Here is a 12,440-nt window from a genome sequence, read left to right on the forward strand (position 1 = left end):
TGGTTATAGTGAACCTCATATACCCTTTCCAGGAGAGGGTGGTGATTATCCTCCCATACGTAATGCTGATCCAAATAGTCTAAGATCATCCCCCCAGTTAGTTGAAGTTTTTGAAGTAGAAGGTCATAAAGTTGAATATATTGATCGTAAAACAGTAAGGGTTGATGGCAAAGAAGGCCATGGCGAAGGTGGCAGATTCTTTGAGGTAGACGGCCATATGATAGAGGTTGTCGGACCAGATACAATTAAGGTTGATGGAAATGAAGTTAAAGTTGAACTTCCACCTCTTCCTACTTATAGAAAAGCACCAGCCTATCAAGATAAAGGTAAAAAGGTTGTTATGATCCCAGTCCCATCAGCTTGGACAAAGATCAGGCAGGCTCCTGCATTCCAACGGGATAGCAAAGATAATGGGATAAAAGATCGCCCTGTCAGCAAGGATAATGGGGATTATGATCCTATGTTTAAGTAAACTAATTTAATCTAATCTTTTAAATAGCCCTGTTCTCAGGGCTATTTTTTTTAGATATATATTTAAATTTTATTGTAGTTCCTAATTTTTATTTTTAAATTCCCATCAAATATATGAATAATTTTAATGAATATTATATAAATTATTCATAATTATTTTAATAATTAACTATTTATTAATCTAATTGTTCTAATTTTTATAATAAAAAATTTTATAAAGGATATATTAATGCAAAACTATACTAAATTTCTTTTACCACTTATTGTTTTACCAATTTTAACTTTGAATGCATGTGGTACTAAATCAATTGAACCATATAGATCATGTAAAAATTGTTCTATCGGACCTTATGGGGAACAGCAATGGCTACCTTTTCCAGGACAGCCAGGTGATTATAGTATAAAAAATCTACCATCAAAACCTCAATTGGTTGAACTCTATAATGTTGAAGGTCATATGGTTGAAGTGACCGATCGTAAAACCGTTAAGGTTGATGGCAAAGAAGGCCATGGCGAAGGTGGTAGATTCTTCGAAGTTGACGGGCATATGATTGAGGTTGTCAGCCCAGATCTAATTAAGGTTGATGGTCACGATGTGAAAGTTGAACTTCCCCCTATACCAACACTGCCTACAACAAGAAAGGCTCCAGCCTATCAAGATAAAGGCAAAAAGGTTACGATGATTCCAGTCCCATCACCTTGGACAAAGGTTAGACAAGCCCCTGCATTCCAACGGGATAGCAAGGATAATGCAGTCAAAGATCGTCCTGTTGATAAATCAGGTGATTATGATCCAGATCCAAGATTTTAACAGCTATCTTTTGGAAAAGGCCCTATTTCTTAGGGCCTTTTTCTTGATAATATAACGTTTTAGACAGCCATACATATTCATCATTATAGATTTCTCAAACCTATAGCAGCTTTATAATTTACATGATTTTTTTAATTGCTTCTCTATATGTTAAGAGTTAACATGAAGAAAAAGAGCTATTATATTGTTGAAAATAAACAATATTCGATAAATCATTGCTTTATCTATCAATTATAGGCAAAATCGTATCTGATTCTTCAAGAATCGGAATTTTAGCCTGGTCACTTTAAATTTAATTCAATAGATATTATGATAAATCTTTTAGATTAATCCATATTGAATATCTTTAAAGAAAGTTATTTGTAAAAAGAAGGATATTATGTACACAAAAATAACCAAACCCTCGCATACAGATCACAGTGTTATTCATCATAATCCTGTACACCATAATCCTGTTCATCATAATGCCGAACCTGTTGTGAAAACCCAGGTTAAAATGACAGCCGCAACCCATACGCAAACGGGATCCATGGCATCTGTTATACGTAAAGATATTAAGGTCACAGGTGATGTCATTTGTTCGGGTGATGTCCAATTGGATGGTTTGGTTGAAGGTAATTTACAAAGCCGGTCTGCCACAATTTCTGAAGGTGCCCATGTTCATGGATCAGTTTCTGCAGAAACTGTAAGAATTTTGGGGTCGGTTACAGGACAAATTCGTGGAAATACAGTAACTTTGGCCAAAACGGCAAGGGTGGTTGGGGATATTCTTCATCAATCTTTGGCAATTGAACCAGGTGCCTATATAGATGGACAATGCCGTCCAATGGCCATGGGTGATCAAAAAGTATCTGTGGGACGTGAAAAAACTAACCACCAGGGTGTAAATGGATTATCCAATGGAATTCCTTCTTCTACACCTGCGGCTTCCGTTAGAATTCCAAGATAATAAGGATATAAATAAAAATTGGACTTTGCGATTATAATGAAAGTCCAAAAATTATTGTTTATCTGTTATCACAACCTATCGTAAAATTGTTCAATAAACCATAATACGATTAGTTTTAATCAACAATAGTTATGTTATTAGCTAAATAATTAGCGTCTTCTTGGTTGCGTTTGGTTGACGATTAAACCACTAGCGGCACCAACACCGGCACCTATGACAGCACCTTCAGCAATGCCAACCCCACCAAAAATAGCACCAGTTGCAGCCCCAACACCAGCCCCAACAGCAGCACCCGTTACAACATCAGATGTCGTATGTTCGTTTGTTGCACAGGCTGTTAAAGCAAATGTCATAGCTAAAACAACAAGAACATTTTTATTAATCATCTGTCTCTCCTTTATGTTTAATAACGTCAAAATCTATTTATACTATAACATATTTTAAATAAATATAAAAGTAATCGGTTAATAGTTTTTTAATTTTTTATAGAATTGATTCTATTTATAATAATTATTTAAAAATATAATTTAATAAAAAATTAACCATAAATTTTTTGATCTTTAAAATGTTAAAATAATTTTCAAGTAAACCCAAGCTTTTTTTATAATGGGTTAATTTTTATGGTGATTTCAAATATCCAAGATAATCAAAATTAATATAAATAATATTTATATTTAATTAATAATACTATTAATATTTATTATAAATAATAAAATTTTATAAATTAATAATTGACAAAATTTATAATTAAAAATATTTATATATTACAATTTATTTTATAATTAATTTTAAGGAAAAATATAATGCAAATTAAGAAAAATAATACTAATAAAACTTTACCATTATTTGATAATAATCAAAAAAGTAAAAACAAAATTGCTTTTTTGCAATCTTATCCGGAAACATCTTGGCATGACCTTGTGGCTGTGGGTGATGCAGGAAATAATGTTTTGGCTGGAAATGATGGGGAAGAAAATGATCTTTATGGCTATGGGGGTAATGATTTGTTGCTTGGCGGCAATCTTACCGATGTTCTTTATGGAGGCGATGGTGAGGATTTATTAGTTGGTAAAGAAGGGGATGATGTTCTTTATGGCCAAAATGATAGTGATTATGTTGCTGGTGGTGCTGGTAATGATTGGGTTTTTGGTGGTTTAGGAAACGATGTTGTCCAAGGTAATGAAGGCAGGGATTTTCTGTACGGTGAAGAAGGTAATGACCGTTTATTAGGTGACACAGGAGATGATTGGATCCATGCAGGCGAAGGTCAGGACCATATCGAAGGTGGTGATGGCAATGATAAATTATTTGGGGATGAAGCAAATGATAAAATTCTTGGCGGGTTAGGCAACGATCAGATAGAAGGTGGCGATGGTGATGATGTCTTATATGGGGAGGATGGTGATGATATCTTAATAGATACTGATGGTGACAATAAAATATATGGTGAAGATGGAAATGATACGATTACAACAGGTGCAGGAAAAGATTATATTGATGGTGGGAATGGTAATGATGTTATTAAAGATAATTTAGGACAAAATTATGCCTATGGTGGAGAGGGAGATGATACAATAGAGGTAAGTGGTTATGTTGATGGTGGTATCGGAAAAGATACAATTTTTGGTAAAGGATTTTATGATAAATTAATTGGTGGGGAGGGAGATGATTATCTTAATGGTGGCGATGGTGATGATCAACTTTTTGGTGGCGATGGTGATGATTATATAGTAGGTGATACAGAGATTTTTATGGATCCAAAAATTTCTTCAGGATCTGATATAATATATGCTGGTGAAGGTAAAGATTATGTAGATGCTGGAGATGGGGCAGATGTGATTTATGGTGAAAACGGTAATGATTATTTAAAAGGTGGCAAAGGTGTTGATGTAATATATGGTGGTGATGGAAATGATACTATTGATGGTGGGGTTGGTAATGATAATTTACAAGGTGGCGATGGGAATGATTCGATAAAAGGTGGTATTGGAAGTAGCACAAGTTTTGTTGATGATACTATTAATGGTGGTGCGGGTGATGATATAATAGATGGTGAATGGGGTAATGATATAATTGATGGCGGAGAAGGAAACGATATTATTTTAGGTAATGATGGTGACGATTATATATCAGGTGGAAATGGCTATGACGAAATTTATGGTGGTGATCATAATGATATAATAAGTGCATCAGATATTACTATAGGGGATAATTTTGGTGATCTTTATGATGGTGGGGCAAGCCTTAATGATATATTTGATTTAGGTAAATCTTACCATCTTGGGGATAGTAATCTAGAATTTAAAATGCTTTCGTCGAATGAATTTACTATTTTAAATAAAACAACTGGTGAAACGGATCTTTGTCGTAATATCGAATATATAAGATATTCTGTTGATGGGATGCAAAAAGATGTATCTGTCAAAGATTTTCTGGGTAGCTTAGCAAAAATAGAAACAGCTTCCTTAATAGAATCAATAGCTGGTTTTGCTAATTACGAAACTGGGGCAGGTGATTTAAAGAACCAGTTAAATAATCAAGATAATCATATTCAATTAGTATTCTCTAATAACTTATAAATAAAAAAATATTAAGGCTATAGATAGTTTCTATAGCTTTAATACTCTTATGATTGCTATCTATACAATTAATTTTAAGGAAAAATATAATGCAAATTAAAAAAAATAATACTAATAAAATTTTACCATTAAGTGATAATAATCAAGAAAATAGAAATAAAGTTTCTTTTTCACAATCTTATCCGGAAACATCTTGGCATGACCTTGTGACTGTGGGTGATGCAGGAAATAATGTTTTGGCTGGAAATGATGGGGAAGAAAATGATCTTTATGGCTATGGGGGTAATGATTTGTTGTTGGGTGGAAATTTAACCGATGTGCTTTACGGCGGCGATGGTGAAGATGTTTTGATGGGTAAAGATGGAAACGATGTTCTTTATGGGCAAAACGATAACGATTATGTCACAGGTGGTCAGGGTAATGATTGGGTTTTTGCAGGTTATGGCAACGATTCTGTACAAGGAAATGAAGGTAGAGATTTTCTTTATGGTGAAGAGGGAAATGACAGCATATTAGGTAATACAGGTGATGATTGGATTCACGCAGGTGAAGGTCAAGATTATATTGAAGGTGGGGATGATAATGATCAATTATTTGGTGATGAAGATAATGATACCATTTTTGCAGGCCAAGGTAATGATAAAGTCGAGGGAGGGGATGGAGATGATAAACTATACGGAGAAAATGGTGACGATAAAATTTTAGATAACGATGGTTATAATGATATTTATGGTGATGAAGGTAATGATATTATAAATGGAACTGGCCATTTATATGGGGGTAATGGGAATGACATTATTACTGGTGGTGTGTTGTCTAGCCCTTTATATATCGGTATACTTGAAGGTGGCGCTGGTGATGACAAATTGTATGGTGGGACTGGACAAGATGAATTATATGGTGATGTGGGACGAGATGAATTAAATGGCGGAGATGGTATAGATAAATTATATGGTGAGGACGATGATGATTTATTGAACGGTGGTGGTAACAATGATACAGTTAATGGCGGAAATGGCAATGATGGTATTTTAGGTGGTGAAGGTGATGATTTTTTAAAGGGTGAAGATGGGAATGATAGCATTGATGGGGAAAAAGGTGATGATGATATTTATGGCGGGATTGGAGATGATACATTGGCTGGCGGGCTTGATAACGATACCGTTTTTGGTGGGGATGGTAATGATGAAATTTACGGTGGCCAAGGTAATGATCATTTACAAGGTGATGGTGGTGACGATAAAATTTTAGGTGGATTAGGAAAAGATTATATCGATGGTGGAAATGGTGATGATATTGTACATGGTGAAGATGGGGATGATATCATGTATGGTTATGGTGGAAAAGATATATTATTAGGTGAAGATGGTGATGATAAAATTTCAGGTGGTGATGGTAATGACGAAATTTATGGTGGAAATGGTAATGATATACTTGCCGGTGATATAGGTTTTGATATTATAAGCGGTGGTGCCGGAGATGATACTATTCTTATGGGCGATGGTGATGTTATTTTGGATCTTACCCAAATACATGATTTGGGTGATCTTTATGATGGCGGGGATGGAGAAGATACATTAGTTTTAAATAATCTAAATGAATATAAAAATGGTACATTACAATTAAAAATGAATTCACCAAATGAATTTACCATCTTTAACAAAGCAACGGGCGAAACAGATATATGCCGTAATATTGAATATATAAGATATTCTGTTGATGGTATCCAAAAGAATATATTGGTTAAAGATTTTATGGCTAGTTTAACCATAGAGAGTCCATCTTTATTAATGCAATCGATGGGTAGTTTCTCAGAAAGTGCATCATTAAATAATGGTTATGCCACCAATAGACAGGATCAACCTTTATTTGTTTCAAATAATTATTTTCAAAACTAAACAAGGAAGATATGTTAATAAAAGCCACAGATTAAATTCTGTGGCTTTTATTTATAAGTTATTTTTATAATAATTTATGAATTAGCTTAAATTACTTTTATTTATATGAATAAATATAATTTTATCATTAGAAAATAAATTGTAATTTACATACATAATGATCTATGTAAACATTCTTTTAAACAATTATTTTAATATTGAAAGAGTTTATGCAATATCATGATCATGAAAATTATCCAAAATTAATTCGAAATTCTAACGCTCAAATATATTTATCTATTTTATTTATTGTGTTATGGAGCCCAGGTTTTATAGTTACAAAAATTGGACTGCGTTATTCAGAACCGTTTACTTTGATCTGGTGGCGACTTTTAATAGCGGTGATAGTTAGTACGTTTTTCGCCTTTTGGGTTAAGGTACCGTGGCCAAGAAAATTAAAAACTATAATGCATTTAGCTATTTCTGGGAGTTTACTTCATGTATTTTATGTAGTTGCATCATGGATGGCTGTTTATAGAAACACCCCGGTTGGATTGGTTGCAATTATTGTTGGATTACAGCCTTTATTAACAACTATATTGGCAAGCCCTATATTGGGTGAAAAAATAACCTATAAACAATGGTTAGGATTATTACTAGGTTTTATTGGAATAATTTTTATCATCGAACCTAAATTACAAAATATGACCGTAGATCTTGAGGGTATTTTATTAGTTTCAGCAGCATTGGTAAGCATTACTCTTGGGACCATTTATCAAAAGAAATTTTGCCAAAATGTTGACATGCGAGCAGGACGGGTTATTCAATTAGCTTTTTCATTTCTGCTTATTTGGCCGATGATTTATATTTTTCATGAACAATCTATCCATTGGTCAAACGAATTTATCTTTTGCCTTTTTTGGCTATCGGTGATGCAATCTGTTTGTGCAATAAGTGTTTTAGGCTGGCTAATAAGAAAGGGTGCAGTTTCAACGGTAGCTTTGATTTTTTATTTAATACCACCTTTAACAACATTATATGCCTATATTTTATTTGATGAAAAATTAGGATGGTTAGGTATAATAGGTATGTTAATTACGATGTTTGGTATAGCATTGGCGTTGAATTTTATAAAATTAAAAAAGAATCATCTTAAAATAAATATTGATTATAAAAATCATCAATTAAGTAGTTCCACTTTAAAAGTTTTCAGTGAAGAATAAGAATAGATAATTTACTTTTATTTTAGCTATTTTAGTCATGCGGCTTTTTGTATAATTGCTGCTAATAGAGTATTATTTATACTATAAAATTATTGTTCTGTTTTATCCATTAACATAGGGGAGATAGAATGGACGCCTATTTTTTGGCTCGTATCCAATTTGCTGCGAATATTTCATTTCATATATTATTTCCTGCAATTACCATTGCTCTTGCTTGGATTTTATTATTTTTTAAGTTGCGTTACAATAAAACCCAAGATAACAAATGGATAGCTGCTTATAAATTCTGGGTTAAAATTTTTGCGCTTTGCTTTGCACTTGGTGTTGTTTCTGGCGTTACCATGTCTTTTCAATTTGGGACCAACTGGCCAGGCTTTATGATGACAGTTGGAAATATCGCAGGGCCACTTCTTGCTTACGAAGTTTTAACCGCTTTTTTTCTTGAAGCAACCTTTCTCGGTATTATGCTTTTTGGTTTCAGCCGTGTTTCCAACAGGATGCACACTTTGGCAACTATCTTGGTTGCGATTGGTACTACTTTATCAGCTTTTTGGATTTTAGTTTTGAATAGTTGGATGCACACCCCGTCAGGTTTTGAAATGCGGAATGGGATTGTTTATGCTACCAATTGGGTTGAAATTCTTTTTAATCCATCGATGCCTTATCGGGTTATTCATATGCTGCTGGCTTCGGGTTTAACGGCATCGTTTTTAATTGCTGGGGTGTCAGCTTATCGTTTCCTCTATAATGATCGATGCCCCAGTGTTTTAAGTGCAATGAAACTTGCTGTTTGGATAGCAGCACTCTTAATTCCTTTGCAAATTATTATAGGCGATATGCATGGGCTTAATACACTAAAATATCAACCTGCCAAAATTGCTGCAATGGAAGGAATATGGAATACAGAAGAGGGGGCAGATTTACGTCTTTTTGCTATACCTGATGAAGAAAAACGCATTAATAAGTATGAATTAAGTATACCAGATTTAGGCAGTTTGATTTTGACTCACCAATGGAATGGTAAAGTTTTAGGATTGAATGAATTTGATAATCAATATCCACCCGTTGCGCCCATTTTTTTTTCTTTTCGTATAATGGTGGGTGTTGGTTTATTGATGCTTCTAGTTTCATGGGCTGTAGTATGGCAATTTTATCGCTATAAAAAACCAACAAAATGGTTATCAATTATATTAGTATCTATGACATTTGCGGGTTGGATCGCAACCTTGGCTGGTTGGTATACAACAGAAATTGGAAGACAACCTTGGCTTGTGTACAATTTACTCCTTACGGCTGATGCTGCAGCTTCGAATGTAACGGCCCCTATGATTCAAGGTACATTAGCTATGTATCTTGCACTTTACATGTTTTTAATTATCTCCTTTGTAAGTGTATTATTTTATATGGCACGCAAAGCTGTGCAATCTTCCCCTTCTTCTGATATAGCGTATGATACTTACAGTCATTTATTTGAAACTAGAAAGTAATAAATCATGGATACTTCGGACTTTAACCAATGGTTACCTTTAATATTTATGGCTCTTATGGGGATTGCTATTCTTGTTTATGTTATTTTGGATGGTTACGATCTTGGTGTTGGTATTCTTATGGGATGTGCTAATTATGATCAAAAAAATATGATGATTGCGTCAATTGGCCCTTTTTGGGACGCTAATGAGACTTGGCTGGTTTTAGGAATTGGTATTTTATTAGTTGCCTTTCCTATGGCGCACGGAATCATTTTAACTAATTTATATATTCCCACAGCGATTATGATTGCTGGATTGATTATCCGTGGTGTGTCTTTTGACTTTCGGGCTAAAGCTCGCGACCACCATAAATATTTATGGGATAGGGGATTTACCTTCGGCTCTTTGCTGACATCTGTGGCGCAAGGTTATATGTTAGGCATGTATATTGTTGGCTTTACCCCTACTGTCATGGCAGTAATATTCAGTTTACTGGTTGGTGTTTGCTTAGCATGTGGGTATAGTTTTGTTGGGGCTGGATGGCTCATTATGAAAACCGAGGGAGATTTACAAAAAAAAGCAGTGAGATGGGCACGTTTATCGCTTTGGGGAACGGCTTTAGGTATAGCATTAGTATCAATAGCAACCCCACTTATAAACTCTCGTATTTTTGATAAATGGTTTAATTTACCTAATTTCTTTTTATTATTACCAATACCCTTAATAACAGCTTTGGTTATTATACTTACCGAAATAATGTTAAAAAAATTACCCCATCCGCAAGACCATTATAGTTGGGTTCCTTTTGCGGGTAGCGTTGGACTTTTTTTATTAGGTTTTCATGGACTTGCTTATAGTTTTTATCCTTATATTGTGCCTGATCAATTAACAATATGGCAGGCGGCTAGTAGCTCTGATGCATTAATGATTATTTTAATTGGTGTTCTTATAGTTTTGCCCTTTATTATTGGCTATACTATTTATGCCTATCGTGTTTTTTGGGGTAAGGTTAAAGAATTAACTTATAATTAATCTTTAATTAACCTCTACAATTGTTTCAGAAAGACTATTTTGTTCACCTTTTTCAGGAAAATGTGGTTTTAGAATATCAGTAATATGCTGAATGGTTTGAATACAAGCCATTTTAATACCTTGCGCTCCTATTGTAGTGGTTAATTCATTGACTAGATTATTCCAATGTTCCTCAGAAATTTTTTCGCGAACTAATCTACTTGGGATAATATGAACATAATGTTCGGCAATTGAAATATAAAGTAACACAATAGGTATTGTTGCTGAAACTTGGTGAGAGATGGTAAAATATTCTTCATAAGCTCGTTGTTTTGTACGATATTGTTGGATATTTTTGGGTACCAATTTTATCCATAAGGATCGTAATTGTGGGATAAAGGATAAGATCATTACGACACTTAATTGGATAGCAAATAAAAAAGGAAATCCTGTCACTAAATTTAATGACCATAAAACCATACCAATTAAACTTCCTAAAATTAAACCATAAATCAAAAGATAACTTTGATAAGGATCACTAGCAGGTGCCATAACAACAACAAGTTCTAAGCTTGTTTGACGTTCAGCTTCGGTAATAGCATCGGCCAAAGCTTTTTTATCATCTGCAGATAAAGTTTTTACCATGAACCCGAAGCGCCCCCACCGCCAAAGCTGCCACCGCGCCCTCTAAATATTCCACCACTAGAACCAAAATTCCGGCCGCGCCCACCAAATCTAGAAATACCTCCAGATAATAGGGCTAAAGCAAGAAAAGGATTACGTCTAGCAAATAAAATAAATCCTAAGAGAAATAGAAAAAAGAGTGCTATATCAAAGCCTGATAATTCATTTGTTTTTGGTGTTGGTGGAGTTATGATATCTTTACCACCAAGAACTGCCAATATGGCTTGGGTACCATCAATAATTCCTTGTTCCATATTTCCTGTTTGAAAGGCAGGTATGATAATAGCATTGATAATCTTACTTGAAAGAGCATCCGTAAGTATAGGTTCAAGTCCATATCCAACTTCAATTCTTACTTTCTTTTCATTTGGTGCAATGATTAGCAAAGCCCCGTTATTTTTCCCTTGTTCTCCAATTTGCCAAGTACGTCCCAGTTGATACCCATATTCTTCAATAGATACGCCTTGCAGGGTAGGGACAGTTACAACAGCTATTTGATTAGAACTAGCTTGCTCATAATTTTCTAGCATTTGGGTAAGGTTTTGTTGTGCAGAAGACGAAAGAATATGAGCATCATCAACGACACGTCCAGTTAAAGCAGGAAATTGCAAAGCAGCAAAAGCTGAATGAACAACAAAAACAAAAATAAATAAACTAAAAAAGCGCATTATTTAAAATTTTACAGTTGGTGGTGTTGCTGCCCCTTCAACTGCCGTAAAAGTTACTTTTGGTTTTGCCCCATAAAGAGTGGCCCAAATAATTCCAGGAAAGGTACGCACCGTGGTATTATATTCTTGGACGGTACTGATATAATCTTTGCGAGAAATGGTTATACGATTTTCTGTACCTTCAAGTTGGGATTGAAGAGCTAGAAAATTCTGGTTGGCCTTAAGATCAGGATAACGTTCAACTACGACCATCAAACGCGATAAAGCCGAGGCCATAGTACCTTGGGCTTGTTCAAATTTTTTTACAGCTTCTGGGTCAGAAAGTTGGTCAGGTGTTAAGGTAACTTTGGTGGCATTAGCACGTGCTTCAATAACATCTGTCAACGTTTTTTGTTCAAAATTAGCATAACCTTTAACAGTTTCAACAAGGTTAGGAATAAGATCTAGGCGCCGTTGATATTGATTTTGGACTTCAGCCCAGGATGCGTTCACTTTTTCGTCTAGGCGGGGAATAATATTGATACCACGCATAGCAAAGAATCCTATGGCAGCCAAAATAATAATAATCCAAAAAGAACGTTTCATTAAGAATCCCCCATATAATATAAAGCTTATATTTTATGTTATGTAATAAAAAAAATCTAGAAGACAAGATAATGCTAGCAATTTTATTAAATATCTATACTTATATTAGAAAC

Annotated in this window: 12 protein-coding genes; 8 read left to right on the top strand and 4 right to left on the bottom strand. The window is 34.3% G+C overall.

From position 1 onward, the window contains the following. The 3 genes from K1X44_05300 to K1X44_05310 all read left to right on the top strand — a co-directional run. On the top strand, positions 1-472 hold a 472-nt coding region (locus K1X44_05300), incomplete at its 5' end, for a hypothetical protein (protein MBX7146708.1). Positions 473-700: 228 nt separating this feature from the next. Then, positions 701-1,282, top strand: a complete 582-nt coding sequence (locus tag K1X44_05305; protein MBX7146709.1) for a hypothetical protein — start codon at positions 701-703, stop codon at positions 1,280-1,282. A 379-nt stretch (positions 1,283-1,661) separates the two neighbouring features. Then, positions 1,662-2,231, top strand: coding sequence for a polymer-forming cytoskeletal protein (locus K1X44_05310; GenBank protein ID MBX7146710.1), 570 nt, complete (start codon positions 1,662-1,664; stop codon positions 2,229-2,231). Between the two features lie 149 nt (positions 2,232-2,380). On the opposite strand, the gene K1X44_05315 is transcribed toward K1X44_05310, so the two are convergent. Then, on the bottom strand, positions 2,381-2,617 hold the full coding sequence (locus K1X44_05315; GenBank protein MBX7146711.1) for a hypothetical protein: 237 nt from the start codon (positions 2,615-2,617) through the stop codon (positions 2,381-2,383). 417 nt (positions 2,618-3,034) lie between these two features. Here K1X44_05315 and K1X44_05320 point away from each other — a divergent pair, with 417 nt between their 5' ends. The 5 genes from K1X44_05320 (at position 3,035) to cydB (ending at position 10,411) form a co-directional block, all read left to right on the top strand. Beyond that, positions 3,035-4,810, top strand: a complete 1,776-nt coding sequence (locus K1X44_05320; GenBank protein ID MBX7146712.1) for a hypothetical protein — start codon at positions 3,035-3,037, stop codon at positions 4,808-4,810. An 89-nt stretch (positions 4,811-4,899) separates the two neighbouring features. Beyond that, the gene (locus tag K1X44_05325; GenBank protein MBX7146713.1) at positions 4,900-6,708 is read left to right on the top strand and encodes a calcium-binding protein; all 1,809 of its coding nucleotides are present in this window, start codon (positions 4,900-4,902) and stop codon (positions 6,706-6,708) included. 209 nt (positions 6,709-6,917) lie between these two features. Continuing rightward, on the top strand, positions 6,918-7,910 hold the full coding sequence (locus K1X44_05330) for a DMT family transporter (protein MBX7146714.1): 993 nt from the start codon (positions 6,918-6,920) through the stop codon (positions 7,908-7,910). Between the two features lie 128 nt (positions 7,911-8,038). After that, entirely contained in the window at positions 8,039-9,397 is a 1,359-nt protein-coding gene (locus K1X44_05335) for a cytochrome ubiquinol oxidase subunit I (GenBank protein ID MBX7146715.1), read from the top strand. A 6-nt stretch (positions 9,398-9,403) separates the two neighbouring features. After that, positions 9,404-10,411, top strand: coding sequence for a cytochrome d ubiquinol oxidase subunit II (gene cydB, locus K1X44_05340; GenBank protein MBX7146716.1), 1,008 nt, complete (start codon positions 9,404-9,406; stop codon positions 10,409-10,411). Positions 10,412-10,414: 3 nt separating this feature from the next. Here the strand turns inward: cydB and K1X44_05345 are convergent, their stop codons facing one another. Genes K1X44_05345 through K1X44_05355 form a run of 3 tightly spaced genes read right to left on the bottom strand, consistent with a single transcriptional unit; the run spans position 10,415 to position 12,327 of the window. After that, complete coding sequence (locus K1X44_05345; protein MBX7146717.1) at positions 10,415-11,035, bottom strand: hypothetical protein; 621 nt, start codon at positions 11,033-11,035, stop codon at positions 10,415-10,417. Then, on the bottom strand, positions 11,029-11,742 hold the full coding sequence (locus tag K1X44_05350) for a TPM domain-containing protein (protein ID MBX7146718.1): 714 nt from the start codon (positions 11,740-11,742) through the stop codon (positions 11,029-11,031). Before K1X44_05350 ends, K1X44_05345 begins: the two co-directional genes overlap by 7 nt. A 3-nt stretch (positions 11,743-11,745) precedes the next feature. Beyond that, positions 11,746-12,327: a LemA family protein gene (locus tag K1X44_05355; protein ID MBX7146719.1), complete on the bottom strand. Its 582-nt coding sequence runs from the start codon at positions 12,325-12,327 to the stop codon at positions 11,746-11,748. Positions 12,328-12,440 lie beyond the last annotated feature (113 nt).

It is taken from the genome of Alphaproteobacteria bacterium, from assembly GCA_019695395.1.
Lineage (GTDB): Bacteria > Pseudomonadota > Alphaproteobacteria > JAEUKQ01 > JAIBAD01 > JAIBAD01.